This is a genomic window from Psychrobacter sp. DM8 (assembly GCF_051307025.1).
GTDB lineage: Bacteria > Pseudomonadota > Gammaproteobacteria > Pseudomonadales > Moraxellaceae > Psychrobacter.
Genome location: NZ_CP195538.1, coordinates 393,250 through 409,419 on the forward strand (window position 1 = coordinate 393,250; position 16,170 = coordinate 409,419).

Below are 16,170 nucleotides of genomic sequence, written 5' to 3' on the forward strand. Positions count from 1 at the left end.
AGTCATTATACATAAGGGTGGTCGCTCATCAACCTAACAAGCGTGAACATAAGATATCTAATAGATAAGAATTAAAAGCATAAAGGGAATTAAGTGTAAGATTATTTATACAGTTTGAGACAGTCGATAAAGGTTGCGCGTGCTAGTATTTATTGTATTTTGGCTATACAGTGCTAGTGTTAGATGCTATTTTTATTCAGTTATTAATCAAGTACTAAGTTTGAGCAGGACAAGCCACTATTAGGCTATATCAGCCGCTAATCCAAAATGAGAGATAAAATACGAGTGCTATACTAGATGCTATTACTATACTAGTATCATCGCCATGTTAGTATCGTTGCCATGTTAGTGTCACCATCATAGCAGTAGCGCTGTAGTCGTATATTATGCAAGTGCAAGAATAAAGTGAGTACAAGCATAAAGAGATAGTACTTGCATTGGAATTAAACAACTTATATTTAAAACAACTTATATTTAAAACAACTTATATTTAAAACTACTAGGTAGATACGATGAAAAAACAACCCGCACAATGGTTATTAAGTGCAGCTTCTGTAGGCATCGCAGGTATTATCCTCACTCAAAGTTATGGAACTGCAGTCGCTAATACTGAGACACAAGGGTTCGAGCCCACCCCTGAACAAAAAGTCACCACCCGTCAAGTTGCCGCTTTGCTGGATCGTAGCCATTATCTCAATCAGCCGTTAAATGCTGAAATGGGCAATGAGATACTCTCTATGTACATCGATAGCTTAGATCCAAACCATACCCTGTTCTTACAATCGGATGTCGATGAGTTTAAGAAAAAGTATGCTGATGACTTTGGTACTCGCCTCAAACGCGGCGATTTATCAGCAGGCGTTGATATCTTTGAGCGCTACCGCAAACGCTCAAACGAGTACTTTGAGATGGCAACAAGAATGCTCAAAACCGATATCGATTTGACAGGCGATGAGACCATTGTGCTAGATCGCGAAAAGCTCGGCCATTTTAAGACCAAAAAAGAGCAGCGCGACTACTGGACGCGCCAATTGAAGTTTCAATTGCTTAGCATCACTTTAGGCCAAGAAGATGAAAAAGCCAAAGAAAAAGTATTTTTAGATAATCCAGATATCACTCGTGGTCAGGATTTGGTCCGTAACGATCAGCGTACGCCAAACGAGATACTACTTAACCGCTTAACGCGTCAGCAAGGACAGTTCGGTCGCCTCAAAGATGACGAGGTAATGGAGACCGTTCTAAATACTGCTATGCTAACCTATGATCCGCACAGCAATTACTATGCGCCTATTCAAGCGACTGAGCTACAAATCCAGTCAAGCTTGCAATTAGAGGGCATTGGCGTCTCTATCCGTCCTGATCGCAAAAACCCAGATTATACTCGTATTGTGACTCTCGTCGATGGAGGCCCTGCAGCAAAAACAGGTCAGATAAAACCCAACGATCTCATTATAGGGATCGCCAAAGACGGTAAGAACATGACGGATGTGGTCGGCTGGTCAACGCGCGAAGTTGTCGGTCTTATTCGCGGTAAACGCGGTACTTCGGTGACGCTTAAGCTGCGCCAACCCAACACTCCGGATGCTAGCGCGCGTACGGTCACAGTAGTACGCGATATCATTCAGCAAGAAGAGTCAGGCGTACGCCAGCGCGTGGTAGCAGTCAAATCTCCTGAGGATGGCTCGCTTAAACGTATTGGTGTCCTTGAGATTCCAAGTTTTTATCTAAATTATCGTGCGCGCCGTAATGGTGAGGACTATCGTAGTGTCAGTATAGATACAGAGCGCGCAATCAAAGAGCTCAATGAAGAAAATATCGACGGACTAGTGGTCGATCTGCGCAATAATCCAGGCGGCTCACTAGATGAAGTGGCGAAAATGCTTGGATTGTTCATCAAAGGCGGTCCGTTAGTACAAATTCGTGATAATCGCGGCAATATCCAAGTCTACCGTGATGATGACGGCGGTGAGCAACTCTATGATGGCAAAATGGCAGTGATTACTAATCTGGCTTCAGCCTCAGCGAGTGAGATTTTTGCTGCCGCTATTCAAGATTATGGTCGCGGTTTAGTCGTCGGGAGCACAACCACTGGTAAGGGCTCTGCACAGATTCAACTTGATAACCTCGCTCTAGGTTCAGCCACTCTTACTCAGCGTAAGTTTTACCGTATTACAGGTGGTAGTACGCAAAACAAAGGCGTCGTTCCAGATGTAGAACTGGTCAATATCTATGATGATGCAACTTTTGGTGAGCGCGCGCAGAAAAAAGCGCTGCCTTGGGATACTATAAAGACGGCCGCTTATAAGCCTGAAGGTAAGTTCACCTCTGATACACTAGCTACGCTTAATCAGCAGTCCAAAATCCGTCAAGAGCAAAATCCGCAGTTTGTCTATCTATCAACGCTCAATGATATTCGCAATATGGAAGATGAGAAAAAGCCGATCGAGATTGATATTAACAAACGCCGCGCTAAAATGCAGCTGATAGAAAAGCGCTCGTTAGAAGCTGAAAACAAACGCCTTATCGCAACAGGTAAGCGTCCTTACGCTAATTGGAATACCTATCAAGCCGCTATGGATGCCAAATTTGAAGAGCGAAGCCAAATGAAAGCGGACGAGCGCCCTGAGCTACCAGAGAGTGAGGCATATATCACTGAGGCCGCTTATTTAATGCTAAGTGCCCAGCCACAAACTCTAAGCAGTCCCAAAGAGAAGTTATCTGCTAGAGATAAGCAAGCTATGTAATCAGCTAGTAGGGGTGTGTAACACTGTGTAAGCATATGCTTACACACATTGAGTCTTTGGCGTCTTACCTTATAGGGCTAATTTTACGATAATGGTTCCACAGCACAATTGAGTAGTACTAGGGATTGGTATTCAGTGATTGTATCAGGGATGGTTTGCTGATTAGGGATGACAGGGCTAGATGCCCGCTAGCTAGAGTTGACTTCGGGATTAGGTTGGTTTTAGTATTAACAAGGATGGTTAGTAATGAGAGCCGTGTAACGCTAGTCGTTATACGGTTTTGTTACGTTTAGACATCTGGTTTTGCTACAAAACTTTAAAAAAATTCCAGCTATAGTCAATGTGAAATAAAATCGATACGCAAATATTACCAGTGCTACTGGTATAAATTTTACTTGCTTGCTGTGTCTACGCTGACAGAAGCTGCGCAAAATTCATCCCAGCAGCACTATATCAGTTTTATAGTAATTCAACCATATATAGGATTCATTATGTTAGCACACAAAAAAGCCAGTCGCTCAATTTGAGTGACTGGCTTTTAGCTTGCTATAGTAGTGTGTTAGACCACTCAATAGCTCTACGCTCTAATTAATGCTCAACGCCGCCTGCACCGTGGACGTGACCATGGTTTAGCTCATCTTCAGTTGCCGCGCGTACTTCTTGAATCTCAACATCAAACGTCAAACGCTTGCCTGCCAAAGGATGGTTGGCATCAACAGTAACTTCTTCGTCCGTTACATCAGTTACGGTTACGAGCATCACTTGCTCGCCTGCTTGTGATTGAAACTGCATACCTGGCTGAATGTCTTCTACGCCTTGAAAGTTATCACGAGGCACTTTTTGTACCGCTTGGTCTTGGTATTCGCCGTAGCCATCAGCAGGCTCTACAACAGCGTTTACTTTTTCGCCAGCAGACTTGCCTTCTAATTGTTTTTCTAAACCTGGAATGATGTTTTGATGACCATGCAAGTAAGCGAGTGGCTGACCTTCTTGTGACTGGTCTAATATATTGCCTTCGTCATCTTTTAGCGTGTAGTTAAACTTTACGGCGGTATCTTTTGTGATAGTAGTCATAAATTATCCTTTTTTAATACAAATAACATAAATCTGAAGTAGTAATAAACCTAAAAGAGCCAATTAGCCAGCCAAAAAGCCGAACTATTAATCAGTTATCATCAGTTTATCAAAGTAACTGTAGCAGTTAGTGTCTTTAATTGAGATGCTCATAATAACTTTCAAGGTAAAAAATAAAAAAGAGTGCATAAATAGGGCGTATTGAACATTCAACCATGGCACTGCTGATCGCTAAAATGGTTCCAGACACGGCGCAAGTTAAAGATAATGTCTAGACCTTAGCTAGACTTGCAACACACTGCTTATATAGAGCTGGGGGCAATTTTAGCATCAGCCTGAAAGGACAGGACTCTTTTTTGCCGCTTCTTTGACAAAAGTAGACGCTTAGAATGACTAAACTTACTATTTTTATCTTGCTTCTAATTTAAGAGCAGCGACTAAAAAATAGTCTCTGTCAGTGCGTATTTGTGAATTATCAAACACGCCCTAAGCTAAGCATAGCCTTTTGTATCATAAAGTAAGGGCAAAAATGCAATATTGTCAGTGAGCGGTGCAAAGACGATTTTGCCAGTTGCGTTTTGATGCAATGACTTCTACCATAACCATATCCCTTTTTATAAGAATAGACTATGACAACGCCCAAAGCTTATCCTGTGCATTACAAGTTTGACTTTGCTCGCTTTAACGAGCATTTGGTTGATGTGACCTTAACTTTTCAAAGCGACATCGATGTGCCAAGCTTATGGCTGCCGGCTTGGATTCCAGGCAGTTATTTAATGCGTGAGTTTGCCCGTCACATCACCGCTGTGCATTATCAAGTGCTAAAGGATACGCAAAATAAAGGTGATGATTCAGTCAGCCTACGCGCAAAAAAGACAGATAAGCATACTTGGCAATTACCTAAGGTTGAGGCGGCACAAACGGTGAGCGTCCACTATGAGGTGTATTGCTACGATCTGTCAGTACGCACCGCTTATGTCGATCAGCAGCGGCTGTATGGCAACTTAACCTCTCTTGCGCTAGCGATTGAAGGGCAGGAGGCATCGGCGATACAAGTAAGCTTAGTGGTACCTGATGCGTTTTTGACAGGCAAGGACGCTAACAAAGTAATTATCGCCTGCGGTCTTAAGGCGACTTCTTTGGTTAATGAAGCAGAGAGCGTTAGCCAACATATATACGGGTTGCAGGCACAGAGCTATCATCAGCTGATCGATTACCCGTTTGAGATTGCTGAGCAGGATAAGTTTGGGTTTATCGTACAAGATCATCGTCATCAAGCACTTGCGCACCGCTTTTATATATCAGGCAGACATAGTGCCCATTTAGGACGGCTGCAGCAGGATCTGACTCAAATTTGCCAGAGCTATATGGACTGGCTAGGGGACGCGCCCTTTAGCGATTACACCTTTATGACTTATGCCAGCGGGCAAGATTATGGTGGTCTTGAACATATTAATTCGACCAGTTTGATTACGCCGCGCCGTGACTTGCCTAGTCACGATGAGCCCCAAATACCCAGCAATGCCTATCAGCGCTTTTTAGGCTTGTGTAGTCATGAGTATTTTCATGCATGGTGGGTCAAGACGGTGCAGCCTGATGTCATGTTCGATGTTGATTTGCGCCGTGAGGCCTTTACACCGCTGCTTTGGGTGTTTGAAGGCTTTACCTCCTATGTTGATGATTTTATGCTACAAGCCTCCGGTGTCATAGACAAAGCCAGCTATCTTAAATTACTCGCCGAACAGATCAATCGCTACTATCAAACGCATGGCCGCGCCAATCAAAGCGTTGCTGAATCTAGTTTTGATGCTTGGATTAAGCTGTATCGTAGTGACGAGAACACAGGCAACGCGGGTATCAGCTACTACAATAAAGGCGCGCTGGTCGCTTTGTGCTTGGATTTGACTTTGCTTGAGCACAGCAATGGACGCTATCGGTTGTTTGATGTGATCAAGTCTTTTTATGAGCAAGCAAAAGCGTCCGATAAAAAGAGAATCGGAATCACCAGCGCTGATATGGGCCGCGTTATCGGTGAGTTCATGCCAGCAGATGAGTGGGAGACGTTTGAGCGCCGCTATATCGATGGCGTTGAAGAGTTACCACTTGATGAGCTACTGAGCGCAAATGGCATCACTATAAAACCTGATAACAAAGACACAGCAGATAAACAGGTGCCTTGGGGCATGCGCTGCACCGACACGCCAGCAGGTCTTAAAGTCAGTCACGTACAGCGCGGTAGCGCGGCGGCTATTGCTGGAATATCAGCGCACGACGTCATCGTCGCCATCGATGGTATCAAAGCCGATAGCAAGCAGCTAGCTACCTTAAAAGACGCTGATTATCATGTTGAATGTCATCTGTTTCGCCGTGACGAGCTGATGCGCGTTGACGTATTACCTAAAGCCGCTCAGGGTATTGAGGATATAAGCCAGCAAAGCCCATTCCCTCACAAGGTAGATCTACAGTTTATAACTATGCGCTCGGCATCGACTGATGGCAATCAGTCAGAGTCAGATAAAGCGCTAATCTGGCTTGGGGCTATGGATCAGGTAGAATAAAGCTGTTTGCTCAAAGAACGTTTCGCTATCAACATAAAAAACCCCATACTAGCTGTTTTTAGTACGGGGTTTTATTTAAACGGTATCTGTTTTTACGTTACAGACTCATTTTCGGTTAACTCAGCGCTGTCATCGGCTTCTTCAATAATAGTTTGACTATCGATCCAATTTTGTATGGCGTCAATCTCGCTTTGCTGCGCGTCGATAATGTTTTTAGCCAGCGCTCGCATTTCGTCATCCTCGCCGTATTTTAATTGTGTTCTTGCTAGCTTTACCGCACCGATATGATGAGCGAGCATAGCACGTGCAAAGGCCATATCAGCGTCAGGGTCAGTGATGGCCGCTGACATCTCATCGTGCATGGTCTTGGCGCTCGCATCATAAGCGCGCTGCATCGCTTGGGTCACAGGTTTTGACTCGATCGTATCAGGATGGCTGGCAAGCCACTTTCTTAGAATATCGATCTCACTTTGCTGCGCGGTCATGACCTCTTGTGCCACCTTGCGCATAAAGGGGTTTTGACCGTATTTTAGCTCAACCTTAGCCATATCGATCGTACCGCGATGATGACCGAGCATACTTTTGGCAAAGGCTGTATCTGGATCGTTATAACCTATGCCTATTAGCATCTCATCATGCATACCTGTCATCGCTTTAGCGTAGTCTTGATATCTCGCGCTCGTCTTTATCTCATTTGGCACCTCTAAATCATTCGTCATACCATGAGCACTACGTGCGCCTGCACCTTCTGCTAAGACCTCAGTACTATCAGCATTGTCGCTGACAGGCGGCTGCGGCTCGATGACAATCTTATCCTCTACTGTCGTCTCTTCTAGCGCTGTAGCGTTAGTCGTCTCGGCCACGGGTTGACACGCACTAACGGCAAAAACAGCTGCAAAAATAGGCATAAGAAGACGGGCGTTAAACATGACGGATCCTTGTCAAAGGCAAGTAGATGGCGAAAGAATAAAGACTTAAGAATAGTAGCAGACAAACATTACCCTTTCGAGTCACTAGGTTAAAAATGTGGTCACTTTTTTGTCTACAAAGCTTTAAAGGCCTAATTGCTGACATTGCTCACGGCTAAGGCTAACATGCACAGACTCACCAACGGCTAAATCTTTGAGCTCAAATCCAGCGACCGACCAGCGAATCAGGCGCAAGCAAGGCAAGCCCACATGGGCCGTCATGCGCCGTACTTGTCGATTTTTACCCTCAAAGATAGTGAGTATCAGCCACGAGTCAGGGACACTTTTGCGCTCGCGTATCGGTGGATGACGCGGCCATAGCGCGATAGGCAAATCCTCTACGCTTACGTGTTTGATTTTAGCAGGTAAGGTCTTGCCGTCTTTGAGCATGACGCCGCGGCCTAATTGTGTGAGTTGCTCAGCAGTCGGAATACCCTCTACTTGTATCAGGTACGTTTTGCCTTGTTTGCGTCCGCTATTGGCTTTTGGTGGATGCGTAATGGCCTTGTTAAGCTTACCATCAGCAGTTAATAACAGCAGACCTTCGCTAGTGGCGTCCAAGCGTCCAGCGACGCGCAAGGATTTGTCATCAAAGAACTCTGCTAATGGCGTAAATTTATTATTATCGTCATCCCTAAACTGGCTTTGGACGCCGTAGGGTTTATTAAATAAAACGAGTGTAGGCATAATGGGTGCCATATATAAAAGTTATGGCTGATTTTATCACGGCATGGTACAAATATTTATAGACAATAAAAAAACACCTCAAAGATTTATTGTCTTTGAGGTGCTCATATCTAACTTAAATAATGCTAAAAACGCATCGGATACTATATCGAAGCTATAGCGTCATTAAAGGTTTGACTTGGACGCATGACTTGCTCAGCGAGCGCTTCATCCGCTAGATAATAACCATCGATATCGACAGATTTACCTTGTGCATCATTTAGCTCTTTGACGATAGTCTCTTCGTTGCTCTCCAACTCTTTAGCAAGTTTTGAGAACTGAGCTTTGAGATCGCCATCTTTGTCCTGCGCAGCGAGTTCCTCAGCCCAGTACATTGCTAAGTAAAAATGACTACCACGGTTGTCAAGCTCACCTGTTTTGCGTGAAGGCGACTTATCATTTAACAACAGTTTTTCAGTCGCTTTATCAAGCGTTTCTGCCAATATTTGCGCTTTAGTGTTGTCATCGTTTTTGGCCAAGTGCTCAAGCGATTCAGTTAATGCTAGGAACTCACCTAACGAATCCCAACGCAAATGATTTTCCTCAACCAATTGCTGTACGTGCTTAGGTGCAGAACCGCCAGCACCCGTTTCAAACAAACCGCCGCCTTTCATTAGCGGTACTACCGAGAGCATCTTAGCACTCGTGCCCAGCTCCAAGATTGGGAATAGATCGGTCAGGTAATCACGCAAGATATTACCAGTAGCAGATATTGTATCAAGGCCGCGAGCAACGCGCTCTAGGGTATAACGCATAGCACGAACCTGTGACATGATCTCAATATGCAGGCCGTCAGTATCGTGATCCTTTAAGTACATTTTGACTTTTTTGATCAGCTCATTCTCGTGCGGGCGATACGGGTCTAACCAAAAGACAACGGGTGTATCTGATTCACGCGCGCGGCGTACAGCAAGCTTAACCCAGTCTTGAATAGGCAGATCTTTGGTCTGACACATGCGCCAGATATCGCCTTTTTCAACGCGCTGCTCCATTAATACTTCATCCGTCTCTTCGTCAACAATACGAGCGATGCCCGAATCACTGGCTTCAAACGTCTTGTCGTGTGAGCCGTATTCTTCTGCCTTTTGTGCCATAAGACCGACGTTTGGTACTGTACCCATCGTGGTTGGATCAAAGTTGCCATGCCATTTACAGAAATTGATCATCTCTTGATAAATACGAGCAAAGGTAGACTCAGGCATCACCGCTTTGCAATCATACAATTTACCATCAGCGCCCCACATTTTGCCGCCTGAGCGAATCATTGCGGGCATAGAGGCGTCAACGATGACATCACTCGGTGAGTGAAAGTTAGTAATGCCTTTATTAGAGTCAACCATAGCAAGACGCGGACGATGTACTTGGCAGGCATGCAAATCACGCTCAATCTCTTCTTGCAATGAGGTGGGTAGCTCTTTGATTTTTTCGTACAAACTTGCCATACCATTGTTGACGTTGATGCCAAGCTCTTCAAAGAGCGCGCCGTGCTTTTGAAAAGCGTCTTTGTAGTAGGTTCTGACGGCATGACCAAAGACGATAGGGTGAGAGACTTTCATCATTGTGGCTTTTACATGCAATGAGAATAAGATACCCGCTTCACGGCAGTCTTCCATCTCACGCTCATAAAACTCAAGTAAGGAGTCTTTACTCATAAACATCAGATCGATGACTTCTTTGTCTTGTAAAGCGATACCGGTTTTGAAGACATTGACCGTACCATCATCAGTGACACGCTCCATACGGACGCTGCGCGCTTTGTCCAAAGTCATCGACTGCTCACCAGCATAAAAATCGCCATCATGCATGTGTGAGACATGAGTCTGTGACCACTGCTTCCACTCGCCCATAGAGTGCGGGTGCTTGCGCGCGTAGTTTTTGACCGCTTTTGGTGCGCGGCGATCTGAGTTACCTTCGCGCAAGACGGGGTTGACCGAGCTACCTAGGCTTTTGCCATAGCGCTTGCGTAGCTCTAACTCTTCTTCGGTCTCTGGATCATCAGGGAAATCAGGTATCGCGTAGCCTTTAGCCTGTAGCTCTTTGATAGCGGCTTTGAGCTGCTGTACCGAGGCACTGATATTAGGCAGTTTAATAATATTGGCATTAGGATCTTGCGTGAGTTCACCTAGCTTAGCTAAGTTATTAGGAACGCGCTGCTCCTCAGTTAGGTAATCAGGAAATTCTGCTAAGATACGTGCAGCTACAGAGATGTCGCTGGTTTCAACATCGACGCCTGCAGTTTTAGTAAAGGCTTCAACAATAGGCAAAAAAGATAAAGTGGCTAGCGCTGGAGCTTCGTCGGTTTTTGTATATATAATTTTTGACATTTTAGTATGCTATTCCTTTAGGTTATAGTTAAATTTAGAGTGTGTATCAGCTATTAATAGTAGCAATCATGTTTTCATTCAGTTGAGCATAAGGACAAATATAAAAGGTAAAAGGGTGTTATCTACATTCGATAGAATGATAGTTTGACTATAGCATTTAAACACCCAAAAAGTGAACTGATGACAGTAATTTGTAAGAAAAACACCGCATATTCGATACGTTGTCAATCTTGAATAGTGAACTTGGTATACTATTTTTTGAATGCAGGTTTAGTTATAGGCTGTCACCCCTTATATTCTAACAGCGATTGCGCTGAATATCACCTTTGCCAAGCGATTTTAAGCCGTCTATCCACTACATTTGACCTTAATATTGACTCTATTTTTACCATGCTGAGCTATTCAAATACTGGCAGCTTAGGTGTTTTCTATTATAAAGCTTGACTAATTTTTATCATCAAGTGATATCTATATTTGCAAATTGTGACAGCAAATAGGTATAAATTTGCTAGGCTAATGACTGTAATTGTCGCACGACTAATCCTAAGCAAACTTAAACCTAAGCAAACTTAAATAAGTAAGCCAAGCACATAACGACAACAACGATTGTGAGACCTATGAATCTAGAGTACGCGTTACTAAATGATACCGACTGGCAGAATAATGCTAAATGGCAAACGCCCGACACGCCCTTTATGTCCTTTGCGTTTTGGCAAGCGCTGACGGACACAGGGGCTATCGGTGAGCAAGCAGGGTGGCTGCCGATATTTATAGTGGTGCATCGCGTCGTAAATGATATGGGAGACTTAGCTACAGAGTCTATCTCTCATCCTGTAGCGGTGCTACCTGTCTTTATAAAGGGTCATCACCGCGGCGAGTTCGTTTTTGATTATGCGTGGGCAGAGGCTTATGCGCGCTACGGCGTCGATTATTACCCGCGGCTGGTAACGAGCGTACCCTATACGCCTATTACCGGTCAGCGCCTGTGGTTGGCAGAGGGCGAAACTTTAACCGACGATATTATAAAAACCGCTATCGCAGGGGTTGATGATATTGCGCGGCAAGTAGGCGCGTCGAGCTGGCATGGGCTGTTTGTCACGCCAAACCTTGCAAACGTTGCCACCACTGCTATGCCAAGTGACGCTGATGTAGAGCTGGCACTTATGGCTCAAGAGATAGATGCTGAGCCGGCGATAATAGAGATGCCAATCCTTGAGCGTCAAGGCTGTCAGTTCTTGTGGCAAAATAAAGATTTGCTCAAAGATGAGCAGCCTTTTGTAGACTTTGAAGGGTTTCTAGCAACCCTTAAAGCTAAAAAGCGCAAGACTATTCGCGCCGAGCGCCGTAAAGTTGCTACGCAAGATATCAGGTGCGTGCGTAAATGCGGTGATGACATTACTGATAGCGACTGGAAGGCCTTTTATCACTGTTACGTGATGACCTATGCAGTGCGCGGGCAGCAGCCTTATTTGACGCTAGACTTTTTTATGGCATTGGCACAGAGTATGCCCGAGCATTTAATGCTCGCGCTCGCCTATGATAGTGCTGATGGTAATAATGAGGACATTATCGCCTGTAGCTTATTCTTATATGACAATCCTGACAGCGACAATGCGACGTTGTACGGACGCTATTGGGGCGCGCTTGCTGATTATGATAGCTTACACTTTGAGTTGTGCTACTACCAAGGGCTTGAGTTTGCGATTGAGCAGGGACTGATGTATTTTGATCCTGGCACTCAAGGGGAACACAAGCTCATTCGCGGCTTTATTCCGACCAAGACCCACTCGATACATCGTATTTATGATCCGCGTTTTGTTCCGGCAATTAGCAACTTTTGCATTGAAGATAGACAGCGTATGGCACAGTATCGACAGCAGGCGTTTGCGGTTTTGCCTTTTAATGAAGATAATATGCCTACCTTTAATGATGCTCAAATAGATAGCGACGTATAAGGGCCACGCTATAGCAATGCTAAATACCAAGTTATCTCACATGCATACCCCAGCGCCGCCTAATCTTGTGCCGTGGCTCGATGCCAAAGGCTCTTTGACTGCGATGCTAGAAACCAAGGCAGGTCAGCCCCTACGCGTAGAGCGACAGTTTGAGGGCTACAGACTTTTGAGCTTAGCGCAAAAACATCAACTGGGCATTGAGGGCAGAGCGCTTAATCGACCGATGCTAGCATGGGTGCGCGAAGTATATCTATATGGCAACGATGAGGCGCCTTGGGTCTGGGCGCAAAGCCTGTTTCCGCTACCAAGCCTAAAAGGAGATGCTCGTCGCTTGCAACATTTAAAGGGTACGCCAATTGGTTATGTCCTATTTAGGCGCTGCCGCACCTTGCCAAGCCAGCGCTTTATCTCTCATACGCATAAAGGCTGGCAGCGGCAAACACGTTATGACTGGTATGGGCGCAAACTGCTTATTAGCGAGACGTTTCTGTCTGGTTTCAATTATTGAAAAACACTTGTTTAATAAATAGATACTGTGTTAGTATTTTGTAACTAAACGTTAGTCTATTATTTCACTGTTATCAAAATATGAGAGTCAATTATGAGCCCATTAAGTCCCGCAAAATTATTTTTGAAGCTATCTAGCACCTTCATCTTGTGTGCCAGTACAATTGCTCTATCGCAAACGGCCAACGCTGGGTTTTTTGATAGCATCTATGATGTGCAAAGAGCGGTAAGCTCCATTGGGCAGACTGCTGATACGTTTCGCGGTAGCAAACAGGCGGTGACAGACTTGGGTGAAGAAGTTGGTTTTATCTCGTCAAATGAAGTAGATAATCAAGTGGGCGGCGTCAAACTTATTGAAGGTGCTCTACTAGCGGGCAAGCTTAAGAATACATCACTGTATAATCAAGCGAGCAACAATTCGATGCAGGTGAGTAGTTTATCTCAGCAAGATACCATTATTTATATGGGTAAAGAGCAGAACGGGTATTATTATGTTCAAACTGATAAAGGCGCAGGCTGGGTATCTAAACCGCTAGTAGGATTGAGATACTAACACTCATTATTTCTACCTACAAAAACAGCCATATCATTTGGCTGTTTTTTAGTTTCATCACAACGTGTTTTCTATCGTATCATTCTTTAAACCATTCAGCTTAAGCTGAGCTTTTTTGCGCTCATAAAGTTATATTTCATGTTAGACTCAGCATACGGCAAGATTTCAGTGCAATATCCTTGCTGAGCATCCACCCTCTATGAGCGCGCTCATAACCTTATCTTAAATAACACTAGTTTTACAAAACCAATAATATAGGACACTCTTATGTTTAAAGACATCTCTATTAAAGATTTTGACCCTGTACTCGCTGACGCGATGGCGTCTGAAAGCAAACGTCAAGAGAGCCATATTGAGCTTATCGCCTCAGAGAACTATTGCTCACAAGCAGTCATGGAAGCACAAGGCTCAGATCTGACCAATAAATATGCCGAAGGCTATCCGGGCAAGCGCTATTACGGCGGCTGCGAATACGTCGATATCATTGAGCAGCTCGCGATTGACCGTGCCAAAGAGCTATTTGGCGCAGAATACGTCAACGTCCAGCCGCATTCAGGTTCTCAGGCCAACTCAGCGGTTTTTTTAGCACTCCTTGAAGCCAATGATACGGTACTTGGTATGAGCCTCGACGCGGGCGGTCACTTAACGCATGGCGCGCACATTAACTTCTCGGGCATTAACTACAATGCGGTGCAGTACGGTCTAAATGAGGCGGGCGAGATTGATTATGATCAAGTCGACAGCCTAGCCCGCGAGCACAAGCCTAAAATGATTATCGCAGGCTTCTCCGCGTATTCTCAAGTGGTCGATTGGCAGCGTTTTCGTGATATCGCTGACGAAGTAGGGGCGTACTTTTTGGTCGATATGGCGCACATTGCAGGCCTTGCCGCTACTGGCGCGTATCCAAGCCCCGTACCATTCGCCGATGTGGTCACCAGCACCACGCACAAAACCTTACGTGGCCCGCGCTCAGGCATTATCTTATCGCGTGATGATAAGCTGACCAAAAAGCTCAACTCGGCGGTATTCCCTGGCAACCAGGGCGGCCCGCTTATGCATGCCATCGCAGGCAAAGCGGTGTGCTTTAAAGAAGCCTTAGAGGACAATTTTAAGACTTACCAAGAGCAAGTGGTCAAGAACGCCAAAGCTATGGCAGAGGTCATCATGGATCGCGGTTACGATATCGTCTCTGGCGGCACCGAAAACCATCTGATGCTTATCAGCCTAGTTAAACAAGAAATGACGGGTAAAGAAGCGGATGCATGGCTTGGTGATGCTTATATTACGGTTAACAAAAACGCGGTGCCTAACGATCCAAAATCACCGTTTGTGACTTCAGGTATCCGTATTGGTACGCCAGCGGTAACCACGCGCGGCTTTGATGAAGCTGACGTAAAAGAGCTAGCAGGCTGGATGTGTGATGTCTTAGATAGCCGCGGTGATGAGCAAGTAATCTCTGATACGCGCGAAAAGGTAAAAGCCATCTGCGCCAAAAAGCCTGTGTACGCAAAGAATCAGTAATTTCTTTTACCTGCTTTTAGACGTATAAAAATAGAAACCGCTTGGCTTAGGCTTGGCGGTTTTTTTGGTTTAAGTATAACAACACGTTTGAATATGAGCGGCACCTCACAGTATAGTGCATTAAATCAATCTAGCTTAATTGCGCAAGCCATAAGTTAATAGCAAATCCAATAAATAATAATCCTGTAAAACTCATGCTCACCATAATGAGTAGAGGATACTGATTGAATTTGTTTGATAAATTTTTGCCTGCAAAAACCATAACGCTTAGATAGCTAAAGCTAATCATCTGCAAAATGATGGCAAGTACTAAGAAGGATAAAAAGGGACGCGGATAGCTCGGCTCAACGAACTGTACAAAAAAGGATAAGAAAAACAAGATCGCTTTTGGATTGGTCAGGCTAAGTAGTAACGCGCGATTAAAGAAGTTTTGGTGAATAGGCGCGGTTATCGGTTTTGGCTTAGCATCAGCTAGCAAAGCTCTATGACGAAAATTTTGATAAGCGCCTATCAAGAGTTTGGCACCCAAATAAAATAAGTATAGACCGCCTATTAACTTAATACCCGTAAATAAAATAGGGTAGAGTTTGAGCAGGCTACCCATTCCGAGAACCGTAACGATTATCAAAATGCTATCGCCAACGAATATACCAGCTACCGTATGATAGCCTTTGCGCACGCCATGTGCAGCAGACACCGACAGACAATATAAGCTATTTGACCCTGGCAATAGGATAATGATTATGGAACCAATAATATAGGTCGTCAGGTCAGTAATACCGAACATAAAAAATCCTTTGACAGGCCATAATGCATTGACTACTGATGTAAGTTGCTATTTTCGATAACTAAATGGCGATGCCCATTCTATAACACTCTACCAACTAAAGAGCATAATATTATTAAGTTGTTTCACTTGTAACGCTATGCCCTCTCTTGTGTTTGTCGCCATATCAAACGTGCCTAAAAGCGGTTTGATACTATAAGTATGGTAAGCAATAAAAAACCGCTTAGCTGAGGCTGAGCGGTTTTTTAGAGCTACTATTTCGTGATTTTTAGGTAGACTAAAGTTCATTATAAAATTTAATTTTATTAAATAAACTAGAGGAAACGGTCAATTTTATAAATTTATATCGACAGTATTTTATAGATATCCAAAATATGCTGACGCCAGATCACAGCTGTGAACTCTAAGAAAGTATCTAACTTATTATAATATATGATTGTTTTTGTTTATTAA

General features: G+C 44.3%; 11 protein-coding genes. 6 read left to right on the forward strand and 5 right to left on the reverse strand.

Translation table 11 applies throughout. From position 1 onward, the window contains the following. The first annotated feature begins 512 nt into the window (after window positions 1-512). Window positions 513-2,744, forward strand: a complete 2,232-nt coding sequence (locus ACR64J_RS01760; protein ID WP_435950206.1) for a carboxy terminal-processing peptidase — start codon at window positions 513-515, stop codon at window positions 2,742-2,744. A 588-nt stretch (window positions 2,745-3,332) separates the two neighbouring features. Here ACR64J_RS01760 and ACR64J_RS01765 read toward each other — a convergent pair. After that, the gene (locus ACR64J_RS01765) at window positions 3,333-3,818 is read right to left on the reverse strand and encodes a peptidylprolyl isomerase (RefSeq protein ID WP_317200764.1); all 486 of its coding nucleotides are present in this window, start codon (window positions 3,816-3,818) and stop codon (window positions 3,333-3,335) included. Between the two features lie 629 nt (window positions 3,819-4,447). Here ACR64J_RS01765 and ACR64J_RS01770 point away from each other — a divergent pair. After that, a complete protein-coding gene (locus ACR64J_RS01770; RefSeq protein ID WP_435950207.1) occupies window positions 4,448-6,376 on the forward strand; it encodes a M61 family metallopeptidase in 1,929 nt (642 codons plus the stop codon). 92 nt (window positions 6,377-6,468) lie between these two features. On the opposite strand, the gene copM is transcribed toward ACR64J_RS01770, so the two are convergent. From copM to ACR64J_RS01785, 3 genes are all read right to left on the reverse strand, one after another. Further along, window positions 6,469-7,305 carry a CopM family metallochaperone gene (copM, locus tag ACR64J_RS01775; protein ID WP_435950208.1) on the reverse strand — a complete coding sequence of 279 codons (837 nt, stop codon included), beginning with the start codon at window positions 7,303-7,305 and terminating at the stop codon, window positions 6,469-6,471. Between the two features lie 123 nt (window positions 7,306-7,428). Continuing rightward, window positions 7,429-8,031 carry a pseudouridine synthase gene (locus ACR64J_RS01780; protein ID WP_435950209.1) on the reverse strand — a complete coding sequence of 201 codons (603 nt, stop codon included), beginning with the start codon at window positions 8,029-8,031 and terminating at the stop codon, window positions 7,429-7,431. A 143-nt stretch (window positions 8,032-8,174) separates the two neighbouring features. Further along, window positions 8,175-10,394: an NADP-dependent isocitrate dehydrogenase gene (locus ACR64J_RS01785; RefSeq protein ID WP_317200768.1), complete on the reverse strand. Its 2,220-nt coding sequence runs from the start codon at window positions 10,392-10,394 to the stop codon at window positions 8,175-8,177. A gap of 617 nt (window positions 10,395-11,011) precedes the next feature. On the opposite strand from ACR64J_RS01785, the gene ACR64J_RS01790 reads away from it, so the two are divergent. The 4 genes from ACR64J_RS01790 (at window position 11,012) to glyA (ending at window position 14,930) form a co-directional block, all read left to right on the forward strand. Next, a complete protein-coding gene (locus tag ACR64J_RS01790; RefSeq protein ID WP_435950210.1) occupies window positions 11,012-12,349 on the forward strand; it encodes a GNAT family N-acetyltransferase in 1,338 nt (445 codons plus the stop codon). 16 nt (window positions 12,350-12,365) lie between these two features. Beyond that, window positions 12,366-12,857, forward strand: coding sequence for a chorismate--pyruvate lyase family protein (locus tag ACR64J_RS01795; protein ID WP_435950211.1), 492 nt, complete (start codon window positions 12,366-12,368; stop codon window positions 12,855-12,857). Window positions 12,858-12,950: 93 nt separating this feature from the next. Further along, on the forward strand, window positions 12,951-13,409 hold the full coding sequence (locus tag ACR64J_RS01800; RefSeq protein ID WP_317200771.1) for a hypothetical protein: 459 nt from the start codon (window positions 12,951-12,953) through the stop codon (window positions 13,407-13,409). A gap of 267 nt (window positions 13,410-13,676) precedes the next feature. Next, entirely contained in the window at window positions 13,677-14,930 is a 1,254-nt protein-coding gene (glyA, locus tag ACR64J_RS01805) for a serine hydroxymethyltransferase (protein WP_435950212.1), read from the forward strand. 130 nt (window positions 14,931-15,060) lie between these two features. Here glyA and leuE read toward each other — a convergent pair whose 3' ends face one another. Continuing rightward, the gene (leuE, locus tag ACR64J_RS01810; RefSeq protein ID WP_435950213.1) at window positions 15,061-15,717 is read right to left on the reverse strand and encodes a leucine efflux protein LeuE; all 657 of its coding nucleotides are present in this window, start codon (window positions 15,715-15,717) and stop codon (window positions 15,061-15,063) included. Window positions 15,718-16,170: the final 453 nt, after the last annotated feature.

Bases quoted from the DNA above. Each gene is read 5' to 3' on its own strand.
- ACR64J_RS01795 (WP_435950211.1), top strand. From the start codon at position 12,366: ATGCTAAATACCAAGTTATCTCACATGCATACCCCAGCGCCGCCTAAT.
- copM (WP_435950208.1), bottom strand. From the start codon at position 7,305: ATGTTTAACGCCCGTCTTCTTATGCCTATTTTTGCAGCTGTTTTTGCC.
- ACR64J_RS01785 (WP_317200768.1), bottom strand. From the start codon at position 10,394: ATGTCAAAAATTATATATACAAAAACCGACGAAGCTCCAGCGCTAGCC.
- glyA (WP_435950212.1), top strand. From the start codon at position 13,677: ATGTTTAAAGACATCTCTATTAAAGATTTTGACCCTGTACTCGCTGAC.
- ACR64J_RS01790 (WP_435950210.1), top strand. From the start codon at position 11,012: ATGAATCTAGAGTACGCGTTACTAAATGATACCGACTGGCAGAATAAT.
- leuE (WP_435950213.1), bottom strand. From the start codon at position 15,717: ATGTTCGGTATTACTGACCTGACGACCTATATTATTGGTTCCATAATC.
- ACR64J_RS01770 (WP_435950207.1), top strand. From the start codon at position 4,448: ATGACAACGCCCAAAGCTTATCCTGTGCATTACAAGTTTGACTTTGCT.
- ACR64J_RS01760 (WP_435950206.1), top strand. From the start codon at position 513: ATGAAAAAACAACCCGCACAATGGTTATTAAGTGCAGCTTCTGTAGGC.
- ACR64J_RS01800 (WP_317200771.1), top strand. From the start codon at position 12,951: ATGAGCCCATTAAGTCCCGCAAAATTATTTTTGAAGCTATCTAGCACC.
- ACR64J_RS01780 (WP_435950209.1), bottom strand. From the start codon at position 8,031: ATGCCTACACTCGTTTTATTTAATAAACCCTACGGCGTCCAAAGCCAG.
- ACR64J_RS01765 (WP_317200764.1), bottom strand. From the start codon at position 3,818: ATGACTACTATCACAAAAGATACCGCCGTAAAGTTTAACTACACGCTA.